Raw genomic sequence first — 23,208 nt, 5'->3', positions numbered from 1 at the left:
GGAGAGAACCCGTGACGGCCGTACGCCCGCGAGCTCAGGAGCGGCGCGGGTCGTAGTTCTGGTACTCGGACAGGCGGACGTCGCTCTCCGGCAGCAGGGGCACGCCGCTGCCGGAGTCCAGCACCACCCGGCGTCCCAGGGGCTCGCGCAGTGTGACGTCGATCCGGCCGGTCTTCCCCATGGCGTTGCAGAGCTCCACGTCGTCCTCCCGTACGTCGACGTCCACGACCACCGCCTCGGGCGTCTCATGGACGCGGGAGCCGTACGTCGTGTCGCAGGTGCCGTGCAGGTAGCTCAGCCGGAGCTCGGCCGGCGCGCGCAGCTCGTAGGTGCTCACCTCCTGGATCCCGCCCGCCAGCCGCCGGGGCGGCCCGCCCATCGCGGCCGGGTCCACCGCGACCCGCCGGAACGGCCCCGGCACACCCTCGACGGTGAAGTCCCACGTGGGCACCCGTACGTCCCCCCGGCTGCTCGGTATCGTGGCCTCGCCCCTGGCCACCGCGATCACCCGCAGCGGCCGGCAGCCCTTGGCGGGCGGGCACTCCTCGTCGGCGAAGGACTTGGGCCTGCTCAGCCCGGCGTAGGCGGCCGTGGCCGGCAGGACCGGCACGCTCAGCGTGCTCCCGTCGGCCCAGCGCAGTTCGGCGGGGGCCGGCGCGTCGGCCGGGAGCCCGGTCTCCAGCTTCCAGGCGCTGTTGATCAGGCTCCGCCCGGCCCACCGGGGCACGCGTCCCTGGCCGGGCTCCAGGGTCAGGTTCCGCAGCGGTACGAACCCCTCGACCCAGGGGCCGCGCTCCGCCGAACTCCGCCAGTGTCCGGCGACCTCGCGGGCACGGTCGGCGAACTCGTCGGCGAACTCGTCGGCGGCGCCCGACGCCCGTAAGGAACCGCAGGCCGCCACGAGCACGGCGAGCGCCGCGACTGAGAGCATCCGCATATCCCGTAGACGCACGGGCGGACGACACGGTTCGCCCGCCCGCGACCGGCACGCCCGGATTCGACCGCGCCGGGCGTGCCGTCGCCTTGATACCAGGCGTGCCGTCACCTTGACGCCGGGCGTGCCGTCGCCTCGGGGCCGGGCCGCCGGTGATCAGCTGGGCCGGTTGCCGGTGGGGATCACGATCTTGGTCTGCGCGCCCTTGGTGAGGTAGAACGTGGTCCACTTCTTGATCATCTCGTCGAGCAGCCACGCCGCGGCGGGCACCAGCGGCAGCCCGATCAGCCCCTCCCTGAACTGCACCAGCAGCGGCCAGGCCGTCTTGACCACCGGGTCCCACAGCGGCTCGCGCGGAATGCCGTTCCAGTCGGCCGCCTGGTTGCCGGTGAGGTACCTGGCGAACGCGTTGACGAGGGGCTTGTCGATGCTGCCGGGGCTGGTCAGCTCCGCGAGCATGTTCCGCAGGATGCCGTTCAGCTCCACCCCCTCCGAGGTCGGGCCCATGTTCCTGGGCAGGACGATGTCCGACTGCGTGTAGGAGGTGTCCCAGGTGGCGGGGATGAACTCGTCCCTGATGCCGAGCATGTGCGCCAGCAGCTGCAACGAGTGCAGGTACGCCGTGGACTCGGCGGAGGAGATGCGCACCTTCCACTCGCGCATCCCGCGCATGGAGTACGTCGCCAGCGTGTGCCACGTGACAAGCATGTCCTCCTGGCTGATCGGGATGGGCCCGGACCAGGGGGACGACTTGAGCAGGTGCCGTACGGCCGCGTGCACCAGCCGGGTCTTCACGGCCTCGACCACGGCCGTGCCGCCGGGCCCCCACGCGTTCTGGGGCCTGACCGCGTACGCCAGGACGTTCGTCTTGGCGACCCGGTCCTTCAGGTCCGCGCCGCCGGCCGAGTAGTAGACCGCGCGGGCCTCCTTGGGGATGGCGGTGGCCAGCATGCCGGCGCCGACGATGGTGAGGACGACGATGTAGTTGCCCTTGAGCGCGTGGAAGCGGGACGCGGCGTCCAGTTTGGCCTGGTCGGCCCACGACGGGAGCCGGCGTGCCTGCTCGATGAAGGCCCGCAGGTCGTCCGGCAGCCCGGCGGGCAGGGGCTGGTCGTTGCGGTTCCAGTCGTACAGCAGCCGGTTGACCTCGGGGATGACGCCGCGGTCGAACAGCGAGGCGAGGAGCGGGTCGGCGACGTCGTCCCAGACCCAGCGGGGGTCGGCGCCGGTGCCGGAGCCGGCGACCGAGCCGGAGGCCGGCCAGGTCCAGCCGTCCGCGAGGGCGTCCGCCTGGGCCGGAGAGGTGATCCCCAAGGCGCCGAGCGCTCCCAGGGCGGTGCCCGAGATCAGTATCTCGCGCCTGCTCAACTCTGCCATGTCCTGCACTCCTTCGAGGTGGGGGGTCCCGTTCAGGGCAGTCCTGACCGGCTCGCCGGAGATCCACCGAGCAGGGGGCACGCGTCGGCGTCGTCGCCTGGTCCACGCCTGCCGGGCTCTCCCATGCCGCTTCCTCCTTCTCGTCCGATGCCGAGAAGTGGGTGATACCGAGAAGTGGGTGATACTGAGATACAAACTTTGAGTCCGTGTATCATCATCAGAGCACGTTGTGACGGACATCACAAGACCCGCTCTTGAGGGAGAATCGACCCAGGAGGTGATCGTGGAATCCGTGTTGTCCGGCGTCATGGCGCCGTCGGGCTCGGAGTCGTTGCTGGAGCGCGCCTACGTCGACGCCGTCGAACGTGTAGACGACCTCGACGAGCTGCGGACGCGCATCCTCGACGCGGCCTACGAGCAGTTCTGCCGGATGGGCATCAGACGTTCCACCATGGAGGACGTCGCCCGGCTGGCCAAGGTGTCGCGGATCACCGTCTACCGGCGCTTCGACTCCAAGGACACGCTGGTCGAACACGTGGTGCGCCGGGAGTTCCGCCGCTACTTCGACCAGTTCCTCATCGACATCGAGCAGGCCGGCACCGCGGCCGACCGGGTGGTTCTCGGCTTCGTCAGCTCGTTGCGCGCCATTCGCGGCAATCCGCTGATCGGCGGGCTCATAGTCACCGAGCCCGACCTGCTCGTCCCGTCCATGATGACCGACGGGGGCCGGACTCTGGCCACCGTGCGGCAGTTCGTCGCCGGTCAGCTCCGCCGCGAGCAGCGCGCGGGCAACGTGGCGGGCAGTCTCGACGCCGACGTCGTGGCCGAGATGATGGTGCGCATCTCCACCTCTTTCCTGGCGATCCCCAGCGCCGTCATCGACCTGAACGACGACGCCCAGCTGGCCTCGGTGGCCAGGCGCTTCCTCGTGCCCATGCTCGACCCGCCCGGCTGATCCCCCGCTGCTCCCGCCGCGGCTCAGGACAGATGACCGGGCAGGTCGGTGAGGCGTTCGACGCGGAGCACCGTACCGTCCGCCGCCGGTGACGGTCCGCCGGTGACGAAGTCGATGCCGCGGTCCAGCCAGATGCCGGTGAGCCCGGCGAGAGCGGCCGCGTGCACGTCGCTGTCCAGCATGTCGCCCACATTGACCGCCCGCGCGGGGTCCGTACGCATCCAGCGGCAGGCGGCGGCGTAGGCGGCGGGCTTGGCGGCGCCGAGCTCGGCCGGGGTCAGCACGGCCTCGAAGTATTCGAGCAGGCCGAAGCGGGCGAGCTTGGCGCGCTGCTGCCCGGGGTCGCCGTTGGTGAGGACGGCCAGCCGCGGCCCCCGGGGCAGCCCCTTCAGGGCCTCCAGGCACGGCCGTACGTCGGGATAACTGCGCCAGGACCGCTCGAACGCGGTGAGGTAGCGCTCGGCGATCCAGGCGTCCAGCAGGTCGGGATCCTCGGGGACCGGCTCGCCGAGCAGCGGCATGAAGGCCCGCGCCCTGCGCCGGTGATGCTCGGCGAAGGAGCACTGACCGGCCAGGTACTCCCGCATGTGGCGCCCCTCCAGCGTCCACCACGCCGCCACCAGCTCCTCCGGCGCAGCCGTCGCGTCCGGCGCGGCCGAGACGATCTGCCCGATCGTCTCCATGACCGCGCTTCGGTGATCGACCAGGGTGCCGTCCAGGTCGAAGAAGATCACGTCCGTCATCGGGCGATCATCTCAGTGGCGGGGCGGGCAGTTCGACGACGATCCGGAGCCCGCCCTCGGGGCGCGCGCCGTGGCCCGGGTGGCCGGGCTCGACCGAGCCATCCCGGTCGTCACCGCGAAGGGCGTGGAGCGGGTGGCCCGCGACGGCGGGGCGTTCGCCCAGGTCGAGCTGGGAAAGATCAGGATCGACTCCGGGGCGTTCGGCAAGAACCTGGCTCTGCGGCCCGGCGACCGGGTCACGGTACGGGTCGGCGAGCGGCGTACCCAGTTGCCCCTGGGCCTCTCGGTGCTCGAACGCGCCCGCGAGCACGCGATGTTGCGCGCGCTCGGGCTCACCCGCGGGCAGTTGCGGCGGCTGCTGGCGACCGAGGCGGTGTTGCTGTCGGTGGTGGCCACCGCGCTCGGCACCGTGATCGGCCTCGGGTTCGCCTGGGTCGGCTACGAGACGCTCGTGACGCGGGCGCTCAGCGAGGCCACCATGCGGATCCCCTGGACGTCGCTCGGCCTCGTGGTCCTCGCCGCCGCCCTGGCCGGGCTCCTCGCCGCCGTCCTCCCGGCCCGCCGGGCCGCCCGGGTGACGCCGGCCGCGGGACTGTCCCTCGACTGACCTCGGGCTCTCCATGATCGGGGAGCCCGCCGCGGCCCCGGCCATACCATAAGGTACGGTATGTCGTGATCATCTGGAAGGAGATCGTTTCAGTGATGACGACGACGACCGCAGGCAAGGTACGCGGGGTCGACCAGGACGGCATCGCCGTCTTCCGGGGCATCCCGTACGCGCGGAGTCCCTTCGGGCCGCTCAGGATGGCCGCCCCGGTCCCCGCCGAACCCTGGCACGGCACCCGCGACGCCACCGGCTTCGGCCCCCGGCCGCCCCAGCCGCCGATGTTCCCCGGCATGCCCACATGGAGCTCCGCCGACGGGCTCGACTGCCTCACCCTCAACGTGTGGTCGCCCGACCCCGGCGGTTCCGGCCTCCCGGTGATGGTGTGGATCCACGGCGGCGCCTACCTCACGGGCTCGGCCGACCTCCCGGAGTTCGACGCGCGCCTGCTGGCGGGCGAGGGCGTGGTGGTGGTCTCGTTCAACTACCGGGTGGGGATGGAGGGCTTCGGCCAGGTCGACGGCGCCCCGCCGAACCGCGGGCTGCTGGACCAGATCGCGGCGCTGCGCTGGGTCCAGGAGAACATCGCCGCGTTCGGCGGCGATCCCGGCCGGGTCACGCTCTTCGGCGAGTCGGCCGGGGCCGGCTCGATCGCCTGCCTGATGACGATGCCTTCGGCCGCCGGGCTGTTCCGGCGGGCGATCGCGCAGAGCGTGCCCGGCCTGTTCATCACTCCTGAACTGGCCGCCCGCGTCACCGCGGCCGTGCGCGCGCGGCTGGGCGGCGCGTCGCCGTACGAGAGCGCGCCGGAGGCGCTGATCACGGCGGCGAACGCGGTGGTCGCCGAGGAGTTCGCGGCCGAACCCCGCCGCTGGGGGGCGTTGGCGTTCGCGTCGATCCCGTTCCTGCCGGTGGTGGACGGAGACGTCCTGCCCTCGCTGCCGTGGCCGGCCCTGGCCGCCGGCGCCGCCCGGGACGTGGACCTGGTCGTGGGGTTCAACAAGGACGAGTTCGCCCTCTTCCTCGCCTCGGACCCGACGCCGGACGACCTGCTCGGCCACCGGTTCGACGCGGCCCTCGCGACGCTGGCCCCGCCGGGCGCGGACGCGGCCTACCGCGCCGCGCTCCCCGGGGCGTCCGTCCGGGAGTTGTACGGCAGGCTCATGTCCGACTGGCTGTTCAGGATGCCGAGCGCGTTGCTGGCCGATGCGCACGCCGGGCGCACCTTCGCGTACGAGCTGGCGTGGTCGCCCACCCCGCTGGGCGCGTGCCACGGCCTGGACGTGCCGCTGACGTTCGGCACCCTGGACACGCCGCTGGGCACGATGCTGACCGGCGGCGCCCCCGAGGCGGAGACGCTCTCGCGGCGGTTCCTTACGGCGTGGACCCGGTTCGCGGCCACCGGCGACCCCGGCTGGCCCCGCCACGAGCCCGGGACGGCCATCACCCACGTCTTCGACGTCCGTCCCTCGGACGTGTCCGACCCGGAGGCGTCGTCCAGGGCGCTCTGGTCCACCACCGGCATCACCGTGACGGGCTGAACGATCATGGCAGGCAAACGCGACTGGCTGGAGACCGGGCTCGGCCTCCTGACCACGGACGGCGCCCGCGGGCTGACCATCGAGCGGCTGTGCGGCGAGCTCAACCTCACCAAGGGCTCCTTCTACCACCACTTCAAGGGCATGACCGGCTTCAAGCGGGATCTGCTCGAACACTTCGAGGCCGAGCACACCACCCGCTTCATCGCCGCGGCCGACAACTCCGGCGGGCACCCCCAGAACAGGCTGAACCTCCTGCTCGACCTCGTCCTGGACGACAACGGCGGCAGCCAGGACCTGGAGATCGCCATGCGCTCCTGGGCCCTCCAGGATCCCGACGTACGCGCCGTGCAGGAGCGGGTCGACCGGACCCGCGTGGAGTACCTGCGTACCCTGTGGCGCGACCTCGGCGGCCGGGAGTCCGATGTCACTCCCATGGCCAAGCTGCTCTACCTGATCCTCGTCGGCGCCCAGCAGATCATCCCGCCCGTCCCCGCGGGCGAGCTGCGCGACATCTACCTGCGGGCCCTGCGGCTCGTCCCTCAGGAGAACGGGGATGAGATCTCATGACGGGACAACCCGCGAGCACGGCGGCCCGGTGGGTCCCACGGCTGATGATCGCCACCGCGCTGCTCCACTTCGTCTGGGCCTTCGTCCAGCCGAACGCCTGGGCCGCGATCGCCGCCGACGGCTTCTGGCGTGGCGTCGCCGACACGGACGCCGCCGACTACTCCGCGCGCGAGTCGAGCGTCTGGTTCATGGTCTCCGGCGTCGCCCTCCTGGCTCTGGGCACGCTCGCCCGGCACGTCCTCCGCACGACCGGCCGGCTGCCCGCCCAGCTCGGCTGGTACCTGGTGGCCATCGGCCTCGCGCTGTGCGTGCTCTACTTCCCCGTCACCGGCGGCTGGCCGCTGCTCGCGATCGGGCTGCTCAGCCTCGTGGCCGCGCGCGGCACCGGCTGACCGGACGCGAGGGCTGACCGAATCCATGAACAAACTGATCAAGGCCGCTCTCGTGCTGGCCGCGACGTCGATGCTCGCCACGGGCGTGTGGGCCCGGGCAGACCCGGCGAGCTTCGCCGTCTGGGCCGGCTGGCCGAACCACGTGCACTTCCTGCACGACGCGGGCGTGTTCCAGATCGGCATCGGGTTGATGCTGCTGTGCGCGCTGCGCTGCCGCGACGTCGTGGCGGTGGTGCTGGCGGGCTTCACGTTCACCAACACCTTCCACGCCTACAACCACGCCGTCGATCTCGGCCTGGGCGGCAACGCCTCCGACCCGTGGGTGCTCCTGCTGGTCTCCCTGGTCGGCGCGGCCGGGCTCGTCGCCAGGCTGCGCGTCCTCCGTCACCGCGGGAGGCGCCGGGCCGGCCCGCCGAAGAAGGAACCGTACGCATGAACGTCCTGCTCGCCGGTGCCACCGGCACACTGGGCTCGGTCCTGGTCCGCCAACTGCTCGACGCCGGGCACTCGGTGCTGGGCATCACGAGGTCCGAGGCGGGGGCGAGACGCGTCGCCCAGGCGGGCGGCGTCCCCGTGGTCGCGGACGTGATGGACCGGGAGAGCCTGCTGGCCGCGCTCGACGGCGTACGGGCGCACGCCGTGGTGCACCAGGCCACCGCGATCACCGGCCTGCCGCTGTTCCACCGCGCCCTCTACGCGACCGACGCCCTCCGCGACCGCGGCACCGCCCACCTCGTCGAGGCCGCGGGGGTGGTCGGCGCGCGCAGGTTCGTCACCCAGTCGTTCTTCCTCGGGTACGGCTACCGCGACCACGGCGACGACCTCGTCACCGAGGACCGGCCGTTCGCGGAACCCGGGCAGGGCGCCTTCGACCCGCACATGCGGTCGATGCGGGCCAACGAGGAGCAGGTGTTCGCAGCCCCGGGGATCGACGGGATCTCCCTTCGCTACGGCATGTTCTACGGGCCGGAGCCGTCCACCAGGAAGCTGATGGACATGACCAGGAAGCGCCTGCTTCCGGTGCCGGACCCCGCGGGCACGGTCTCGCTGATCCACATCGAGGACGCCGCCTCGGCCGCGGTGTCGGCCCTGGAACGCGGCACGCCGGGCCGTCCGTACAACATCGCCGACGATCGTCCCGTCCGCTTCGACGTCTATGTCAGGGCGCTGGCGCGGGCGGCCGGCGCGCCTGTCCCGTGGGCGGTGCCGGGCGGGCTGCTGCGCGCGATGCCGTACATGCACGCGCTGATGGTCGGCACCCGCATCAGGATCAGCAGCGAACGGGCGAAACGCGAGCTCGGCTGGACACCCCGCTACCCGTCCTACCGCGCAGGGCTCGCCACCTGCTGAGCCGCGGCCGTCCGCCCTCTCCGCCGGACGGCACCCGCCCGCTCGGCGTCCTAGCCGCGCTTGGGCCAGATGAGGCCCTGATCGGTCCAGACGACACCCTTGTTGCGGCAGAGGCAGAAGGGGTGGCCGACGGGGTCGGTGTAGACGCGCCAGCCGTAGCCGTTGGGGCCGATGGAGTCCTGCTTCAGGGACGCGCCGAGGGCCAGGACGCGGCTCTGCTCGGCCTCGACGTCGTCGACCTCGAAGTCGAGGTGGAACTGCTTGGGATGCTCGCTGTCGGGCCACTGCGGGGCGCGGTAGTCCTCCACCGGGTTGAAGGCCAGCTCGATCTCGCCGAACTGGATACCGGCCCAGTTCTCGTGGCTGCCCTCCTTGATCGGGCGACCCGTCACCTCGGAGTAGAAGGCGGCCAGTTTCATCGCATCCGGGCAGTCGATGATGAAGTCGGTGAGTCGCAACATCCCGCGATCCTGCCACAAGATCGAATGCCCAGGACGTCGAGACAGGCCCTACCCGAGGAATTCCCGCAGCGACCGTGGCCGGCGGCCCAGGAGGTCGGACACGGTCGTGGTCGTGCTCGCCCAGCGTCCGTCCCCGATCTGCGCCATGAGCTCGGCCAGGTCACGGGCGGCGGGGGCGGGCATGCCGCGCTTCTCCAGGCGCGCGGCGGCCTCCTCGACCGGCAGGTCCACATACCGTACGGTCCGGCCGGACGCGCGGGTGAGCTCGGCGGCGATCTCGTCATGGGTGTAGGCCGCCGGCCCGGTGAGCTCGTACGTGGCGTCGGCCCCCACGGGACGCGTGAGCAGCACGGCCGCCACCGCCGCGATGTCACGCGCGTCGATGTAGCCGACCCTGCCCCTGCCGTACGAGCCGAAGATGCGTCCCTCCTCGTCGACGTCGCCCGCGAGGTTCTGCATGAAGCCGACGGGCGCCAGGATCGACCACGGCACCCCCGACGCCTTGAGATGGTCGTCGACCCGTCCGTGCATGCCGAATCCGAGCAGGCTGCCCGACGTCACACCGCGTACGGAGACGGTCACCACCTGCGCCGCGCCCGCGGCCGCCGCGTGATCGACGACCGCCCGGTGGGCCGCCACGAAGCCCGGCCACTGCGCGCTGTTGAGAAAGAGCCTGTCGCCCGGCTCGACCGGAATGCTCTCCGGCCGCTCCAGGTCGCCGACCACGTAGTCGCAGCCCAGGTCCTCGCCCAGGTCCTCGCCCTGGTCCGCACGCCGCACGACGGCCCGCGCCGCGCCACCCAGTTCCCCGATCAGCGCACGCCCGATCGTACCCGTCGCGCCCGTCACCACGATCATCACGAACCTCCTGAGCAGAACGTCCCGTTCCAGCTTAACCGGAAGATCGTCATCCACTTGAATCGTCGGGCACTCCGTACCGGGCGGCGAGGGCGGCGGCGCGGTCGCGCAGGGAGGTGCGCAACCACTGCGGGGACAGGGCTTCCGCGCCCATGCCGAGCTGCCACAGCGCCCATTCGGCGTGCCGCGCGTCCTGGAAGGTCAGCTCCAGGCGCAGCCGGCCGTCCGGGTCGCTCTCCTCGGCGAGGACGGTCAGCGCGGTGCCCACCAGTTCCTCCCGCCGCGCCGGGTCCATCCGCACCAGGACGGTGACCTGGTCGCCACCGGCCCGGAAGCGGGTGCCGCGTTCCTGCCAGGCGCGGTCCAGATCGACCCGGTCCGGTCGCTGCGCGGGTTCGGGAAGCTCCTCGGCGGCGGAGATCCGCGACAGCCGGTAGGTGCGGTCCTCGCCGGACCTCGTGGCCAGCAGGTAGCCCCGGTCCCGTACGGTGACCAGGCCGATCGGGTCCACCGTGCGCCACTGCGGGGCCTGGTCGAGGGCCGCGTACCGGATGCGCAGCCGGTGTCCGGCGAACACCGCGCGCAGGACCTCGGCCGCGACGGCGTCAGGCACCTCCTCGTCCACCAGCCGGCGCGAGAGGAGATCGGTCTCCGGGTCGATGAGCAACCGCCCGGCCGCGCCGGCCGCGGTGTTCCGGTAGCTGTCGGGGAGCGCGTCGACCACCTTGAGCATCGCCGAGGCCAGGGCCGAGCCGAGCCCGAACGCCTGCGCGCCGCGCCGCGATCCGGCGACCAGCAGGGCCAGGGCCTCGTCGTGGTTCAGCCCGGTCAGCTCGGTACGGAAGCCGGGCAACAACGCGAACCCGCCGTGCCGTCCGCGTTCGGCGTAGACCGGGACGCCCGCCGCGGACAGTGCCTCGATGTCGCGCAGCACGGTACGGGTGGACACCTCCAGCTCGCGGGCCAGGGCCGCCGCGGACAACCGGCCGTGCTGCCGCAGCAGCAACACCAGGGACACCAACCGGTCGGCACGCATACGAAAACCCTAAAGGCATACACGACACAAGATGTCGTGATTTGCCGGGAGGCTTGTCCACATGACGACGACGGCGGTCATCGAGCCGTCGGACGTCCTGATGTCGACTATTCGAACGGAGCTGATATGGCAATGGAGCGAACGGCGGTCAACCCGTGGGCATGGTCGGTGGAGATGGGCTACAACCAGGGCGAACTCGTCTCCGGGAACACCCGGACCCTGTACTGCTCCGGGCAGACCGCGATGAGCGGCGAGGGCAAGCCCCAGCACGCCGATGACATGGCGGCACAGCTGGCGCTGAGCCTCGACAACCTGGAGGCGGTGCTCGGCGAGGCCGGCATGTCCCTCGCGGACCTCGTCCGGCTGAACGTCTACACCACCGACGTCGACCGGCTCTTCGAGCACTACGGCGTGCTGGCGGCCCGGCTGGGCGCGGCCGGGGTGGCGCCGTCCACCACGATGCTCGGGGTGACCCGGCTGGCGATCCCCGGCCTGATGGTCGAACTTGAGGGCACCGCCGTCGCCTGACCCGGCCGGGCGATCGGCGCTTGACCAATCGGACCGCAGTCCGTTAACTTGAGGACTCTACTCGGACTGCGGTCCGCTTAATGTCTCGCGGCAGGAGATCGCCCATGCTCAAGAAGATGATCCTGGCCGGCCTGGCCGGCACGGTGGCCCTCATGACACTCGGAACGGCCGGTTCGTACGCCGACTCGCGCCCCGACCAGACCGTCTACCACAGCCACAAGGAAGGAGGCTCGCCCTGCGAAGGGCTTGAGGGATGCACGTTCGTACAGCTGAAGGGTGACCCGAGGACCGGGGCCTCGGAGGCCATGTTCACCCTGAAGGCCGGCACCCCCTTCCCGCCGCACTGGCACACCAGCCCCGAGCACGTCGTCGGGGTCTCCGGGGTCATGTTGTGGCACGTCAAGGGGCGAAAGACATACCGGGTCGGCGCGGGCGACTACCTGTACTACCCGTCGAAGGCCGTGCACTGGGGCAAGTGCGCACCGGGCGCCGACTGCGTCTACTACGTGTACGACTCCAAGCCCTACGACTTCCACCCCGCCGAACGCAAGTAGACGGAAGCAGGGAGGGCCCGAACCGGACGTGGCCGGTTGTGGACGCCGTCGGCCCGGTGACGGCGGGCGGGGGCGGGTGGATGCTGGGGGACCCGCGGACCGGCCGCGCGTCCGCTCACCCCAGACGGAAAGCACGATCATGGCCATTCCCGGCAGAGATCCCCAGCCCCCGACCGAGCTGACCCGGCTGCTCAACGAGGCCGTCGCCCGGACCATCCCGGACCAGAAGAGCGACCCCGAGTGGGCCTTGGCCGGCCCGGACCAGAAGGTGGACTTCGACGCCTCCTACCAGGTGGACAAGCCGGGCAGCGAGGTCCCGGTCTGGAGCCTGCGCCCGTACGCCTTCCTGGAGGCTCCCGAAACCCGCCCGTACACGGTCAACCCGAGCCTGTACCGCAACGCGCAACTCAACATGAACTGCGGCCTGTACGAGGTCGTACCGGGCCGGGTGTACCAGATCCGCGGGGGCGACCTGGCCAACATCAGCTTCCTGGAAGCGGCCGGGACCGACGACATCGTGGTGGTCGACCCGCTCGGCTGCATGGAGACCGCCGCCTCCGCCATGCAGGTGTACCGCTCGTACCGAGGCCAGTCCAAGCGCATCGCGGCCGTGATCCACACCCACTGCCACGTCGACCACTACGGCGGCGTACGCGGCCTGTTCCGTGACGACGACGAGCTGGCCTACGCGAAGATCTTCGCCCCGGAGGGGTTCATCGAGCACGCCGTCAGCGAGAACGTCTACGCCGGCAACGCCATGTCACGGCGGGCGGAGTTCATGTACGGCGCGCTGCTGCCACGGGGCGAGAAGGGCCAGGTGGACGCCGGTCTGGGCAAGGCGGTCCCGGTGGGCGGCACCGTCAGCCTGCTGACGCCCACCTGCACCATCGACTCCTCCCTCGACGGCCTGACCATTCCCGTGGGGCCGCTGGAGATCACCTTCCAGCTCACCCCGGGCACCGAGGCGCCGGCCGAGATGAACTTCTACATCCCCGCCTACCAGGCGCTGTGCATGGCGGAGAACGCCACCCCGACCCTGCACAACCTCTACAGCCTGCGCGGCGCCCAGGTACGTGACGCCAAGGTCTGGTCGAACTACCTGCGCGCCACGATCGACCTGTACGGCCAGGACGCCAAGTACCTGTTCGCCAGCCACTTCTGGCCCCGCTCGGCCGGCGACAGCGGCACCGAGATCGTGGACTTCCTCACCAGCCAGGCCGACATGTACCGCTTCCTGCACGACCAGGCGTTGCGGCTGGCCAACAAGGGCTACACCATGATCGAGATCGCCGAGGACCTCCAGCTTCCCGACAGCCTGGGCAAGCAGTGGTACAACCACGGCTACTACGGCACCGTCAACCACGACCTGAAGGCCGTCTACCAGCGCTACCTCGGCTGGTACGACGGCAACGCCGCCCACCTGCACACGCTGCCGCCGGAGAAGGTCGCCCGCCGGTACGTGGACGCGATGGGCGACGCGCTGACGGTGGTGAAGCGGGCCGAGGTCATCTGGGAGAACAAGGCGGCGACGGTCGAGGACTACCGGTGGGCGGTCGAGATGCTCAGCCATGTCGTCTTCGCCGACCCGCACTACGAGGACGCCCGACTGCTGGAGGCCGCCTTCCTGGAGCAGCTCGGCTACCAGGCCGAGAGCGGCCCCTGGCGCAACTACTACCTCGCGGCGGCGTGGGAGTTGCGCGTGCGTCCCGTCCCCGCGCCCAAGGGGAAGAAGAAGGAGAAGGAGAAAGCCAAGGCGCACTCGATCATCAGCCCCGACGTGATCGACGCGATGCCGCTGGACATGGTCTTCGACTACATGGGCATCCGGCTCGACGGTCCCGCCGCCGCCAAGGTGCCGCAGCCGCCGTTCATCCAGATCCACGTCACCGACGACCCGACGGTCGAGGGCGGCGACGCCGACCTCGACCTGCGGGTACGCAACGGTGTGCTGGTCTGCACGCAGCTCAGCCCGGCGGCCACCCGGGACGACCCGCCGAGCGCCGTCTACCGCATGACCCGCGCCGGCGTCAACGCCTGGACCCTCGGCACCGCCCCGAAGGACCTCGGCCCCGCCGACCTGACCGTCCTCCAGGGGACGATCAAGCCGATCTCCGACCTGAACGCCCTGCTGGAGTCCTTCGAGCCGACCTTCCCCCTCACCCTGCCCTGACGTCCCGGCGGCGACGCCGCGACGACGGCGCGGCGACGGTCTCGTGGCGCGGGAAAACCGGTTGAACGTCCCTTTCGCGTTCCCCTAGATTGTCTGCCGCCCATCGCAGTGAGGACAGAGGACATACCCGCGTGACCCCGCCTGCTCTTCAGACCTGACACTTTCTTCCGTTCACCTTCAGACCGGCGTCGCCGCCGGTTCCGCCGGGCTGCCCGCGTGCGCCCGGTCATACAGCGTTTGAGGCCGCGCGTAATCGGTCTCGTGTCAGGTCTAGAGAGATCATGTCTTCACAACCTCATATCGTGCTGCCCTGGGTCGTCCGCCGGACCGGGCTGCCGCTGCTGTCGCTGCGGTGCGTGGACTGCCGGTCGCGGTCCGCCACCGTCGGCGAGGGCAGGTTCCGCGTCAACGCCAACGGCAAGCTGCTGGACGTGTGGCTGCTGGTCCGCTGCGTGTCCTGCGACCGTACGAGCAAGCTCACCCTGCACGATCGGGCGCCGGTCAGGTCCTTCGATCCGGTCGAGCTCGACGGCTACCACGCCAACGATCCGGAGCTGGTGGCGTCCAGGCTGGTGGACCCGCTGCTCGCCCGGCGCAACCGCTTCACCCTCGACTGGAAGGGGGTCTGGCGGCTGGACACGCCGTCGGCCTGGCTCGACCAGGCGTGGCCGGTCCAGGTGGAGGTCACGTTCCAGGATCCGGTGCCGGTGCGCCCGGACCGGCTCATCGCGCGGGAACTCGGCCTCAGCAGGAACGAGGTGCTACGCCGGGTCAAGTGCGAGATCCCGCTGCATCGTCCGACGAGCACCGGGTTCACCTTCATGGTGATCGCCGCCGACTAGCGGGCACGTAGCCGCTGTCGGGCGGGCCGGAGGCTGAGAACCTCCGGCCCGTACGCGCCCGGCCCGACGAGCACCGCCGGGACAAAACGTACTATATTCAGAGAATGGTGAAACTAGCCGGCAATCTGCGCCGTCCGGACGCGGAGCTCCGATTCGCCGACAGGGGCGGGGACGGCCCGGTGGTGGTGTTCACGCACGGCGCCGGCATGGACCACACGATGTTCGAGGCCCAGGCCGACGCCCTCGGGCGGGCAGGACACCGTACGGTCCTGTGGGACCTGCGGGGACACGGCGAGTCCGCGCTGCACCCCGGCGCGCGCTTCACGGCGGCCGGCGCGCTCGCCGACCTGGCCGCCCTGTTCGACGAGCTCGAACTCGACCGTCCCGTGCTCGTGGGGCACTCGCTCGGGGGCAATCTCTCCCAGACGTTCGTACGCGAGCACGCGGGACGGGCCGGCGGGCTCGCCGTCCTCGACTCGACCTGGAACACCGGCCCGCTGAGCGGCGTCGAACGCCTCGGGCTCGGCCTGTCCGTCCCCATGCTCAGGCTGATCCCGGCCGCCGGACTGCCCGGTCTCATGGCACGCGCCTCCGCCGTCTCGCCCGAGGCCGTCGCGCGGATCGAGGCGACGTTCAGGCGTATGCCGAAAGCCGCTTTCCTGGACGTCTGGCGCGCGACCGTCTCGCTCGTCTCGCCCGACCCGGCCTACCGTACGCCGGTGCCCCTGGGGTTGATCAGGGGGGCCGAGGACCGTGCGGGCAACATCGCCGCGGCGATGCCGCGATGGGCACGGGCGGAAGGCGTCTTCGAGCAGGTCGTCCCCGGCGCGGGCCATGTCGTCACCCTAGACGCCCCGGACGCGACCTCGCGAGCGCTCCTGCGCCTGCTGGAACAGTGGCGGCTCGACGACGCCCGCGACGACGCCCGCGACGATGCCCGCGACGAGCGGAGCGCCGGGTGATGGACGAGGAGCAGACGCGGTTCGTCGACGCGATGGGCGACACGCTGGCGTCCTGGAACCTGCCACGGGCCACCGGCCGCGTCTACGGGTATCTGCTGCTGCGCGGGGAGCCGTCCACGTCCGAACGCCTGCGCGCCGACCTCGCGCTCAGCGCGGGGGCCGTGAGCACCTCGACACGGGAACTGGTCTCCTGGGGGCTGGCCAGGACGATCGCCCAGCCCGGCAGCCGCCGCCTGCTCGTCGAGGCCGCCGGCGGGTTCGAGCAGCTCCTGTCCGCGAGCCACGTACGCGCCCGCGCGTTCATCCGCACCCTGCGCGCGGCGCAGGAACTCACGGACGACGACCGGGCCGCACGACGCCTCCGGGACGTCACGGACCTCTTCGCCGCGTACGTCGAGGCGGGCGAACAGATGCTCCGCAGACACACTCAGACCTGAGCCCGACCGGTCTGCTCCGGCCGCCGGGATCAACCTCTCAGCCGGTGTGAAGGACCCGGAAATGGCCGGGCCGCGCCGGGTCCCGTTCGACGACCTGGATCGGCGGCCAGGCCCACTGCCAGACGCCGATGCCGGGCGTACGGGAGAACCGGATCTGCCCGCGGGTGCCCTCGACCGCGACCCGCGGCCAGGCTTCGGCGACGCGATCCCGGTCCGTACCGTGGGAACGCAGCACCTCGGCCAGGACGGCGACCGTGTCGTAGCCCTCGAAGGCGACGAAGGACGGCGATTCGGCCAGCCGTTCGCGGAGGGCCGTCTCGACCCGGGCCCCGAACGGGCCGAGGCGTTCGGGCAGGTAACGCAGGAACGGGATCGCGGCGCCGTCGTCGCCCAGCAACTCCGCCCATTCGGCGAACTCCGGCTGCCCGGCCGGCGCGCCGATCAGGATCCCGGCGAGCCGCCGGTCGCGGCGGACGCACTCGACGATCGGGACCGCCGGCTCCGGATGCCCGACCAGCAGAAGGAGGGCCGTCGCGCCGTCGCCGGCGAGTTCGTCGCACACGGCCTCGGGGGTGAGCGTGCCCATGTCGAGTTCGAGGACGGTGCCGCCGCGTACGGCGAGGTGGTCCCGCAGGATGCGGGTCCCGGACGCCCAGTAGACACTCGGCTGGGCGGCCACGGCGATCCGCGTGTGGCCCGCGCCGAGGAGGAAGTCGGCGTAGATCCGCCAGCCCCGGGACTGCGCGGGGGCGAGGCGCGCCACCCGTTCCGTCGGCTGCTCGGTGAGCGCGTCGAGCACCGCCGACGAGCACAGGAACGGCAACCCGAGGGCGTCGGCCCTGGCGGCGGCGGCGCGGGCGACGACGCTGTGGTACTCCCCCGCCACGGCGGCCACACCGAGACCGGCCAGCTCGTCCACGGCCGCCGCGGCCCTCAGCGGATCCGCCGCGGTGTCCCGGACCACCAGTTCGAGCGGCCGTCCGGCGATCCCGCCGGTGTCGTTGACGTCGCGGACGGCCAGTTCGAGGCCGGCGAGCAGGTGCCGGCCCGCCTCGACCCAGCCGGGGCGGGTCAGCGGGGCGAGAGCGCCGATCCGTACAGGTGGTCCGCCGGTCCGGCCCGTACCCGGCGGTGGTGGTGGGGTGTTCATACGTTGGCGTCTCCCGTGTGGTGATTCCTTGCAGTATGCCGCGAAGATCCCTTCTCGGCGGTCACGCTGAAGTGGGTTCCTTCCTCGGCGGTCACGCCGAGGAAGGCCGTTCCGCCGCGCGGTCCGGTGATCGACGGTCCGCTGATCGACGGTCCGGCGATCGACGGTCCGCGCACAGGAACGGCCCCTGACCACGATCGTGATCAGGGGCCGGTCGTTCGGTGCGGGCCTCTTCGGCTCAGGCGACCCGCTCGTCGACGCCCACGGCGCCGACGCCGGAGCCGAGCCGGCCGCAGACGCCCTGCGACTGACCGGAGCCGCCCGGCGCGAGGGTGACCCACTCCCCTACGACGTCGGGCGCCCAGCCGCAGGTGACCACGGCCCGGAAGCGCCAGGTCTGGCCCGTGGGATTGCTGCACATCGCGATGCCGAGGTAGTTGTCGTTGTTGTGCACGAAGGTGTCGCAGTCGAGGACGGTGGCGGCCGACGCCGGCGCGGTGAACCCGAGCGACAGCAGCGTGACGGCTCCGACGACGACCGCCGCGACCTGCTTGGTCCTGAGCATTGCCCCTCCTGGAGAAGTAGTTGAATGTCACTTTGCGTCATAGAGCGTACGCAAAGAGTGGCCAGGAGGGAACTCTCCGTCCCGCCGGATCGCCGGGTGGCGTTGCTGCCGGGGGTTGAGAAGGGGCTGGTAGCCGCCTTTCGGACGGATGGCGCGTACCGGTCACGCGGTGCCTGCCGCCGACGGGCGTGACCGGCCGCTTCCCGTCCATGGGCGCTCGCCGGGGACGGGGATGGCGGGGGCGAGGTCGTACAACAGTCGTTGTGAACCCCGGTAGACGGCGGTCAGCAGTGGCGGGGCCGCCTCCAGCTCGGCGGCCAGCGCGTCGAGCGCGGCGGGCAGTTCCACGTCCCCGGCCGCGACCGCGACGCAGGCGCAGCCGGGCAGTTCGGCGGCCAGTGGCCGGATGGTCCCGGTGAACAGGGCGGCGACCGGGTCCGGGACCACCTCCTCGCGTACCGCGTCCATGACGAGCGCGGCGACACTGCGCAACTGGGGGAAGCGGACCGCGGCGGCGAACATGGTCTCGTGCACCAGCTCCGCGCCCGGCCCGGGACGGGCCACGACCCGCAGGTGCCGCGGGGTCAGCGGGAGCCAGTTCCAGTCGATGGTGTCGGCGTCGGCCACCACCACGTCGTCACGGTCGTCGGTCAGCGCCCGCAGGAGCGCGGCGTCGGTGTGCCCGCACAACAGCAGCGTCGCGGGAGGAAGGGCGCGGTCGGGGGCCGGTAAGAGGGGCGGCGCGGGCGTGAGCCGCAGCCGCATCACCTGCTCAAGGCCGGCCACCTCGCCCCCGTCGCTCCCCCGCCGGCCGGAGTGACCCTTCGGGCCGGGGGCGAGATCGGCGCCGTCCGGCGCGGGCACAGGGCCGTTGCGAGCGGGACCGTTGAGGGGAGGGACGGCCGGGGCTGGGGCGATTGGGGCCGGGGCGGTCGGAGCCGGGGCGGTCGGAGCCGGGGCGGTCGGAGCCAGGGCGGTCGGAGCCAGGGCGGTCGGAGCCAGGGCGGTCGGGGCCAGGACGGTTCGGGCTGAGGTGGGTGGGGTGGAGCCGTTCGGGGATGGGGGCCAGCGGCCGTCGGCGAGCGGGGAGCTCACGGTGGCGGTGGGGACGATGGCCCGGACCAGCTCGGCGGCGTCCTCGCGGGCCCCGCACTCCACGAAGACCTCGGCCCCGCGGGCGGACAGCACGGTGATGGCCTGGTGGAAGTGGACGGTGACCACCATGGCGTTGGCCGTCACGGCGACCGGGTCGTCGTCCGCGGTGAGCATGCGCCGCAACGTCGGCGAGAACACCGGCCAGCGCGCCGCCGCCGCCTCGACACCGCGCAGGCGGCGTCTCAGGCCGGTGGCCGCGGCGGCGACGGCGGGCGTGTGAGCGGGGTGCGGCGCCTGAAGCTCCCCACCTGTCCAGCCCTGCTGCTCCGCGCTTGTCCGGTGCGGTTGGTCGGTGGTGGTCCAGCCCAGTTGCTCGGCGATTCGTGCCGCCAGCGGCATCACCTCTCGTGGCCCGGACAGTACGCACTGATGCGGGCTGTTGTCGCAGCCGACCACGAGATCGGGATGGTCGAGCAGGCCGACCAGGTGCCGTCCGCGTACGGCGGACACGCCGAGGGGCATCATCGTGCCGTCCCAGCCCAGTTCGGTCAGCGCGCGGCTGCGTTCGCACGCCAGGCGCGCGCCGTCGCGCACACTCAGGACGCCGGCCGCCACCAGGGCCCACAGCTCGCCGAGCCCCTGGCCCACCAGCGCGTACGGCTGGAGGCCCTCCCGCGCCAGGGCGTCGAAGGTGGCTGACGACACCGCCATCAAGGCCAGATAGTGGGCCTCGGGGCCGGGCGGGCGGGGGGCGTCCGGCGTGAGGAGGTACGCGCCGACCTGCGAGGCGCCGTACTCGGCGGCGACGGCGTCGATCTCCGACAGGAGCGCCGGGACGGCCGGCGTATCGGCGGCGAGGGCCGTCAGTGCGCCTGAGGGGGGAATGGCTACGCTGCCCGGGAATACCGCGACGACTTTGCTGCGCATGCAGCCCCTTCCTGGAGCGGGCTTCGCGACACACAAGGAAGGACCGGCATGGGGTACGGCCATGAGAGCTGCCGTACCTCATCGCCGGCCCGTTCGGCCGAACGACTGATACCGCTCGCACACCATGAGTAGTCGTTCCATCGCGACACGTCACCCTATCGCCGGAGAAACTCGCCTATAGCCGCCCTCACCTCTTGTAATGGCGAAATGCGGCCTTTGCGGCGTTCCTCATAACGGCGATCATCAACCGCCCTCCGCTCGCGCGCCCGTATGGCATCGCCCGGAAGGGCGCGCCGGGTTCGGGGGCCGGCGCGGCCTTCGCAGGGGGTCAGCGGGTGGTGATCTCGCCGGCGGACAGGTTGCCCCAGGTGTGGTTGGCGGCCTTGACGACCAGGCGGACCCGGGTGGTCGTGACGGGGCGGGAAGCGGCACCGAGCGGCGTTCGACCGTGGCGGTGTTGCTCGCCCAGGTGATCGCCGCGCCGGCCGCCTGGGTCACCCAGGCGGAGCCGTTCCAGGTCTGGACGTCGAGGGAGGTGATGCCCTGGCCCTGGCCGAAGTGGGTGGCCAGGACTCCTTGGGAGGTGACGGTCGGGCGCCCGAGTTACTAATTAATCAAGGTTTAATATCTTGCCTGAAGAGGGTCAGGTCAAGAGGGAGATCCACGTCGTAGAGAAGCTCGTCCACGTGGTTGAGCGCGTGCCGTACGGCGCCGAGCACCACGGCCTGGTCGGCGAGCGTGGAGATCGCCACGGCGGGCGGTTCGAGGCACAGCGGGTCCAGGTGCCGCCGCAGGGGCTCCATGAGCACGTCGCCCGAGCGCGAGACGCCGCCGCCCACCACCACGAGGTCGGGGTCCACGGTCAGCACGATGGCGGCGATGCCCTCGGCCAGGTCGTGCGCGTACTGCTCGATCGCCCACCGGGCGGCGGGGTCGCCCTCCCTGGCCGCGGCGAAGACCAGCCCGGCCACCTCCTCCGGCGCGGCGTCGGGGGCGAAGCGCGCCAGGTGGTCGGGGGCGCGGTGCCAGCCGATCAGGTGCAGCGCGCCGATCTCCCCGGCCATGCCGCGCCCGCCGCGGTGCAGCTCGCCGCGGATCAGCATCCCGGCGCCGGTGCGTACGCCCGACAACACGAACAGCACGTCGTCGACCTCGCGGGCCACGCCGGCCCACCGCTCGGCCAGGGCCGCGAGGTTGCAGTCGTTCTCCACCAGGATCCGGCAGCGGTAGTCGCGGCCGACCTCGGCCGCCAGGTCCAGGCCCGTCCACTCGGGCAGCCCCACGCACAGGCGGACCGTGCCGGACTCGCTCACCACGCCGGTGGTGCCCACGGCCACCGACAACACCTGGTCCTCGGTGACGCCGGCCTCCCGCAGCGCGGCCGCCATCGTCGCGCGTACGGCCGCCAGCCGTTCGGCCCTGCCGTAGTCGGCGTGGACGCGGGTGAAGCCGAGGCCGACGGCGTTGCCCTCCAGGTCGCACACCTGGGCGCGGACGCTGGACGATCCGATGTCGACGCCGATCACGTAGCCGGTCGCGGCCCGGAAGCGGTAGAGGCGGGCGGGCCTGCCCATCTGGCCGGCCTCGGGCGCCACCTCCTCCAGCCATCCCTGGCCGTACAGCTCCTCGACCAGGCCCTCCACGGTGGGCCTGGACAGCCCGGCGCGGCGGGCGAGGTCGGTGAGCGGGACCACGCCCGCAGCGCGGACCGCCCGCAACGTGGCGATCATGTTGATCCGCCGCAAGCGATGTGCGTCGCTTCCCTGGAGCGCGACCTTCCGCATGGACCCCCCTTGACAGTGCTGCCTGGCGACCAATACAAACAGGGACTAATAAAAACAGCTTTAATTACTAAGTGGCAAACCGGAAGGACATCGATGTCGGAACCCGACGTCACGCTCGCCGTGGCAGGCGCTGGGCTGCGAAGCATCATCTACGCCCGCCGAGCCCTGACGAGCGGGCGGGCGAGGATCGTGGCCGTCGCGGAACCTGATCCGCGCCGCCGCGCCGCCTTCGCCGCCGAGCACGGCATCGCGCCCGCCAACGTCTTCGCCGACTGGGCCGACCTGCTGGCGGCGGGCAAGCTGGCCGACGCCATCATCATCGGCACCCAGGACCGCATGCACGTCGAACCCGCCGTCGCCGCGGCCGACCTCGGCTACCACATCCTGCTGGAGAAGCCGATGGCCCCGACCGAGGCGGAGGCCGGCCGCATCGCCGAGGCCGCCGAACGCAACGGGGTCCTCCTGGCCGTCTGCCACGTCATGAGGTACACGCGCTACACCCGGGCCCTCAAGTCGCTGATCGACGAGGGCGCCGTCGGCCAGATCATGAACATCCAGCACCTGGAGCAGGTCGGCTGGTGGCACCAGGCGCACTCCTTCGTCCGCGGGAACTGGCGCAACGAGGCGGAGTCGGCGCCGCTGCTGCTGGCCAAGGCCTGCCACGACCTCGACTGGATGGCCTACATCAAGGGCAGTCTGCCGCAACGGGTGTCCTCCTTCGGCGATCTCGTCTACTTCCGCAAGGAGCAGGCGCCGGCCGGCGCCACGGACAACTGCCTGGACTGCCCGGTGGAGGCCACCTGCCCGTACTCGGCCAGGCGCCTCTACCTGGGCTGCCTCGGCGACCCGGAGAAGGAATGGTGGCCGCTGTCGGCGGTCACCACCGACCACACGACCGAAGGCGTGCTGACCGCGCTGCGCGAGGGCCCGTACGGCAGGTGCGTGTTCGCCTGCGACAACGACGTGGTCGACAGCCAGGTCGTGAACCTGCAGTTCGCCGACGGCACCACCGCCTCGCTCACCGTCACCGCCTTCGCCGCCCTGGAGCACCGCAAGACCCGCGTCTTCGGCACGCACGGCTCCATCGAGGGCGACGGCGTGCACCTGCGCCTGCACGACTTCCTCACCGACAGGATCACGGTGATCGACACCCAGGCCGGCCCCGGGGCCTCGATGGCCGGCGGCCACGGAGGCGGCGACGACGGCCTGATGGACGCCTTCCTCGACGCCGTGGCCAGCGGCGACCCGACGAAGATCAGTTCCAGCGGTCACGAGAGCCTGGCCACGCACCGCGTGGTCTGGGCGGCCGAGCGCGCCCGCCTGTCCGGCACGGTGATCACTCTCCCCGAGCCCTCCCCCCTTGAAAGGTGACAACC

Annotated in this window: 25 protein-coding genes; 15 read left to right on the top strand and 10 right to left on the bottom strand. The window is 71.7% G+C overall.

Translation table 11 applies throughout. From position 1 onward, the window contains the following. Positions 1-34 precede the first annotated feature (34 nt). The gene (locus tag IEZ27_RS14055) at positions 35-931 is read right to left on the bottom strand and encodes a hypothetical protein (RefSeq protein ID WP_189647578.1); all 897 of its coding nucleotides are present in this window, start codon (positions 929-931) and stop codon (positions 35-37) included. Between the two features lie 159 nt (positions 932-1,090). Next, positions 1,091-2,311: an oxygenase MpaB family protein gene (locus IEZ27_RS14050; RefSeq protein ID WP_189647577.1), complete on the bottom strand. Its 1,221-nt coding sequence runs from the start codon at positions 2,309-2,311 to the stop codon at positions 1,091-1,093. 283 nt (positions 2,312-2,594) lie between these two features. Here IEZ27_RS14050 and IEZ27_RS14045 point away from each other — a divergent pair, with 283 nt between their 5' ends. Continuing rightward, positions 2,595-3,266, top strand: coding sequence for a TetR/AcrR family transcriptional regulator (locus tag IEZ27_RS14045; RefSeq protein WP_229823966.1), 672 nt, complete (start codon positions 2,595-2,597; stop codon positions 3,264-3,266). Between the two features lie 23 nt (positions 3,267-3,289). Here IEZ27_RS14045 and IEZ27_RS14040 read toward each other — a convergent pair whose 3' ends face one another. After that, positions 3,290-4,009, bottom strand: a complete 720-nt coding sequence (locus tag IEZ27_RS14040) for an HAD family hydrolase (RefSeq protein WP_189647576.1) — start codon at positions 4,007-4,009, stop codon at positions 3,290-3,292. Between IEZ27_RS14040 and IEZ27_RS53855 the strand changes: the two genes are divergently transcribed. The 6 genes from IEZ27_RS53855 to IEZ27_RS14010 all read left to right on the top strand — a co-directional run bounded on the left by IEZ27_RS53855 (position 3,975) and on the right by IEZ27_RS14010 (position 8,463). Then, entirely contained in the window at positions 3,975-4,616 is a 642-nt protein-coding gene (locus tag IEZ27_RS53855; RefSeq protein WP_229823965.1) for an FtsX-like permease family protein, read from the top strand. The genes IEZ27_RS14040 and IEZ27_RS53855 overlap by 35 nt on opposite strands. Positions 4,617-4,711: 95 nt before the next feature. Further along, the gene (locus IEZ27_RS14030) at positions 4,712-6,154 is read left to right on the top strand and encodes a carboxylesterase/lipase family protein (RefSeq protein ID WP_189647575.1); all 1,443 of its coding nucleotides are present in this window, start codon (positions 4,712-4,714) and stop codon (positions 6,152-6,154) included. A 6-nt stretch (positions 6,155-6,160) separates the two neighbouring features. Continuing rightward, entirely contained in the window at positions 6,161-6,721 is a 561-nt protein-coding gene (locus tag IEZ27_RS14025; RefSeq protein ID WP_189647574.1) for a TetR/AcrR family transcriptional regulator, read from the top strand. After that, positions 6,718-7,113 carry a DUF6463 family protein gene (locus IEZ27_RS14020; RefSeq protein ID WP_189647573.1) on the top strand — a complete coding sequence of 132 codons (396 nt, stop codon included), beginning with the start codon at positions 6,718-6,720 and terminating at the stop codon, positions 7,111-7,113. The genes IEZ27_RS14025 and IEZ27_RS14020 overlap by 4 nt, the downstream gene beginning before the upstream one ends. Positions 7,114-7,138: 25 nt before the next feature. Beyond that, complete coding sequence (locus tag IEZ27_RS14015; RefSeq protein WP_189647572.1) at positions 7,139-7,549, top strand: hypothetical protein; 411 nt, start codon at positions 7,139-7,141, stop codon at positions 7,547-7,549. Next, positions 7,546-8,463 (top strand): NAD-dependent epimerase/dehydratase family protein, encoded by a 918-nt coding sequence (locus tag IEZ27_RS14010; protein WP_189647571.1) that lies wholly within the window; start codon positions 7,546-7,548, stop codon positions 8,461-8,463. The genes IEZ27_RS14015 and IEZ27_RS14010 overlap by 4 nt, the downstream gene beginning before the upstream one ends. A gap of 50 nt (positions 8,464-8,513) precedes the next feature. On the opposite strand, the gene IEZ27_RS14005 is transcribed toward IEZ27_RS14010, so the two are convergent. The 3 genes from IEZ27_RS14005 to IEZ27_RS13995 are packed head-to-tail and all read right to left on the bottom strand — an operon-like array spanning position 8,514 to position 10,818. Beyond that, positions 8,514-8,924 carry a VOC family protein gene (locus tag IEZ27_RS14005; RefSeq protein WP_189647570.1) on the bottom strand — a complete coding sequence of 137 codons (411 nt, stop codon included), beginning with the start codon at positions 8,922-8,924 and terminating at the stop codon, positions 8,514-8,516. 48 nt (positions 8,925-8,972) lie between these two features. Next, complete coding sequence (locus tag IEZ27_RS14000) at positions 8,973-9,782, bottom strand: NAD(P)H-binding protein (protein ID WP_189647569.1); 810 nt, start codon at positions 9,780-9,782, stop codon at positions 8,973-8,975. 49 nt (positions 9,783-9,831) lie between these two features. After that, on the bottom strand, positions 9,832-10,818 hold the full coding sequence (locus tag IEZ27_RS13995) for a helix-turn-helix transcriptional regulator (RefSeq protein ID WP_189647568.1): 987 nt from the start codon (positions 10,816-10,818) through the stop codon (positions 9,832-9,834). 132 nt (positions 10,819-10,950) lie between these two features. Between IEZ27_RS13995 and IEZ27_RS13990 the strand changes: the two genes are divergently transcribed. From IEZ27_RS13990 to IEZ27_RS13965, 6 genes are all read left to right on the top strand, one after another. After that, the gene (locus IEZ27_RS13990; RefSeq protein WP_189647875.1) at positions 10,951-11,346 is read left to right on the top strand and encodes a RidA family protein; all 396 of its coding nucleotides are present in this window, start codon (positions 10,951-10,953) and stop codon (positions 11,344-11,346) included. Between the two features lie 104 nt (positions 11,347-11,450). Next, complete coding sequence (locus IEZ27_RS13985; protein ID WP_125634214.1) at positions 11,451-11,900, top strand: cupin domain-containing protein; 450 nt, start codon at positions 11,451-11,453, stop codon at positions 11,898-11,900. A gap of 139 nt (positions 11,901-12,039) precedes the next feature. Beyond that, entirely contained in the window at positions 12,040-14,070 is a 2,031-nt protein-coding gene (locus IEZ27_RS13980; protein WP_189647567.1) for an alkyl/aryl-sulfatase, read from the top strand. A gap of 302 nt (positions 14,071-14,372) precedes the next feature. After that, positions 14,373-14,912, top strand: a complete 540-nt coding sequence (locus IEZ27_RS13975; RefSeq protein WP_229823964.1) for a DUF1062 domain-containing protein — start codon at positions 14,373-14,375, stop codon at positions 14,910-14,912. 104 nt (positions 14,913-15,016) lie between these two features. Further along, positions 15,017-15,874 (top strand): alpha/beta fold hydrolase, encoded by an 858-nt coding sequence (locus IEZ27_RS13970; RefSeq protein WP_189647565.1) that lies wholly within the window; start codon positions 15,017-15,019, stop codon positions 15,872-15,874. Beyond that, complete coding sequence (locus IEZ27_RS13965) at positions 15,874-16,311, top strand: GbsR/MarR family transcriptional regulator (RefSeq protein ID WP_189647564.1); 438 nt, start codon at positions 15,874-15,876, stop codon at positions 16,309-16,311. The genes IEZ27_RS13970 and IEZ27_RS13965 overlap by 1 nt, the downstream gene beginning before the upstream one ends. A 37-nt stretch (positions 16,312-16,348) precedes the next feature. On the opposite strand, the gene IEZ27_RS13960 is transcribed toward IEZ27_RS13965, so the two are convergent. The 3 genes from IEZ27_RS13960 to IEZ27_RS13950 form a co-directional block, all read right to left on the bottom strand. Further along, entirely contained in the window at positions 16,349-17,461 is a 1,113-nt protein-coding gene (locus IEZ27_RS13960) for an ABC transporter substrate-binding protein (protein ID WP_189647563.1), read from the bottom strand. A gap of 238 nt (positions 17,462-17,699) precedes the next feature. After that, positions 17,700-18,026, bottom strand: a complete 327-nt coding sequence (locus IEZ27_RS13955) for a hypothetical protein (RefSeq protein ID WP_189647562.1) — start codon at positions 18,024-18,026, stop codon at positions 17,700-17,702. Positions 18,027-18,188: 162 nt separating this feature from the next. After that, positions 18,189-20,048: an acyltransferase domain-containing protein gene (locus IEZ27_RS13950; protein ID WP_189647561.1), complete on the bottom strand. Its 1,860-nt coding sequence runs from the start codon at positions 20,046-20,048 to the stop codon at positions 18,189-18,191. A gap of 370 nt (positions 20,049-20,418) precedes the next feature. Between IEZ27_RS13950 and IEZ27_RS13945 the strand changes: the two genes are divergently transcribed. Further along, entirely contained in the window at positions 20,419-20,658 is a 240-nt protein-coding gene (locus IEZ27_RS13945; RefSeq protein WP_189647560.1) for a hypothetical protein, read from the top strand. A gap of 4 nt (positions 20,659-20,662) precedes the next feature. Here IEZ27_RS13945 and IEZ27_RS13940 read toward each other — a convergent pair whose 3' ends face one another. Next, positions 20,663-21,832: an ROK family protein gene (locus IEZ27_RS13940; protein ID WP_189647559.1), complete on the bottom strand. Its 1,170-nt coding sequence runs from the start codon at positions 21,830-21,832 to the stop codon at positions 20,663-20,665. A 93-nt stretch (positions 21,833-21,925) separates the two neighbouring features. Here IEZ27_RS13940 and IEZ27_RS13935 point away from each other — a divergent pair, with 93 nt between their 5' ends. Beyond that, positions 21,926-23,203 carry a Gfo/Idh/MocA family protein gene (locus IEZ27_RS13935; protein ID WP_189647558.1) on the top strand — a complete coding sequence of 426 codons (1,278 nt, stop codon included), beginning with the start codon at positions 21,926-21,928 and terminating at the stop codon, positions 23,201-23,203. Positions 23,204-23,208 lie beyond the last annotated feature (5 nt).

This window comes from Nonomuraea spiralis, from assembly GCF_014648435.1.
Classification (GTDB): domain Bacteria; phylum Actinomycetota; class Actinomycetes; order Streptosporangiales; family Streptosporangiaceae; genus Nonomuraea; species Nonomuraea spiralis.
Note: the sequence above shows the minus strand (reverse complement) of the source record. Positions and strands in the feature narration are given on the sequence as shown.

Coding starts and splice junctions, on each gene's coding strand:
- IEZ27_RS14050 (WP_189647577.1), bottom strand. CDS start 2,311: ATGGCAGAGTTGAGCAGGCGCGAGATACTGATCTCGGGCACCGCCCTG.
- IEZ27_RS14015 (WP_189647572.1), top strand. CDS start 7,139: ATGAACAAACTGATCAAGGCCGCTCTCGTGCTGGCCGCGACGTCGATG.
- IEZ27_RS13995 (WP_189647568.1), bottom strand. CDS start 10,818: ATGCGTGCCGACCGGTTGGTGTCCCTGGTGTTGCTGCTGCGGCAGCAC.
- IEZ27_RS13985 (WP_125634214.1), top strand. CDS start 11,451: ATGCTCAAGAAGATGATCCTGGCCGGCCTGGCCGGCACGGTGGCCCTC.
- IEZ27_RS14030 (WP_189647575.1), top strand. CDS start 4,712: ATGACGACGACGACCGCAGGCAAGGTACGCGGGGTCGACCAGGACGGC.
- IEZ27_RS13935 (WP_189647558.1), top strand. CDS start 21,926: ATGTCGGAACCCGACGTCACGCTCGCCGTGGCAGGCGCTGGGCTGCGA.
- IEZ27_RS13980 (WP_189647567.1), top strand. CDS start 12,040: ATGGCCATTCCCGGCAGAGATCCCCAGCCCCCGACCGAGCTGACCCGG.
- IEZ27_RS14005 (WP_189647570.1), bottom strand. CDS start 8,924: ATGTTGCGACTCACCGACTTCATCATCGACTGCCCGGATGCGATGAAA.
- IEZ27_RS14020 (WP_189647573.1), top strand. CDS start 6,718: ATGACGGGACAACCCGCGAGCACGGCGGCCCGGTGGGTCCCACGGCTG.
- IEZ27_RS14025 (WP_189647574.1), top strand. CDS start 6,161: ATGGCAGGCAAACGCGACTGGCTGGAGACCGGGCTCGGCCTCCTGACC.
- IEZ27_RS13960 (WP_189647563.1), bottom strand. CDS start 17,461: ATGAACACCCCACCACCACCGCCGGGTACGGGCCGGACCGGCGGACCA.
- IEZ27_RS13955 (WP_189647562.1), bottom strand. CDS start 18,026: ATGCTCAGGACCAAGCAGGTCGCGGCGGTCGTCGTCGGAGCCGTCACG.
- IEZ27_RS14055 (WP_189647578.1), bottom strand. CDS start 931: ATGCTCTCAGTCGCGGCGCTCGCCGTGCTCGTGGCGGCCTGCGGTTCC.
- IEZ27_RS13990 (WP_189647875.1), top strand. CDS start 10,951: ATGGAGCGAACGGCGGTCAACCCGTGGGCATGGTCGGTGGAGATGGGC.
- IEZ27_RS14010 (WP_189647571.1), top strand. CDS start 7,546: ATGAACGTCCTGCTCGCCGGTGCCACCGGCACACTGGGCTCGGTCCTG.
- IEZ27_RS14040 (WP_189647576.1), bottom strand. CDS start 4,009: ATGACGGACGTGATCTTCTTCGACCTGGACGGCACCCTGGTCGATCAC.
- IEZ27_RS13940 (WP_189647559.1), bottom strand. CDS start 21,832: ATGCGGAAGGTCGCGCTCCAGGGAAGCGACGCACATCGCTTGCGGCGG.
- IEZ27_RS14000 (WP_189647569.1), bottom strand. CDS start 9,782: ATGATCGTGGTGACGGGCGCGACGGGTACGATCGGGCGTGCGCTGATC.
- IEZ27_RS13950 (WP_189647561.1), bottom strand. CDS start 20,048: ATGCGCAGCAAAGTCGTCGCGGTATTCCCGGGCAGCGTAGCCATTCCC.
- IEZ27_RS13965 (WP_189647564.1), top strand. CDS start 15,874: ATGGACGAGGAGCAGACGCGGTTCGTCGACGCGATGGGCGACACGCTG.
- IEZ27_RS13970 (WP_189647565.1), top strand. CDS start 15,017: ATGGTGAAACTAGCCGGCAATCTGCGCCGTCCGGACGCGGAGCTCCGA.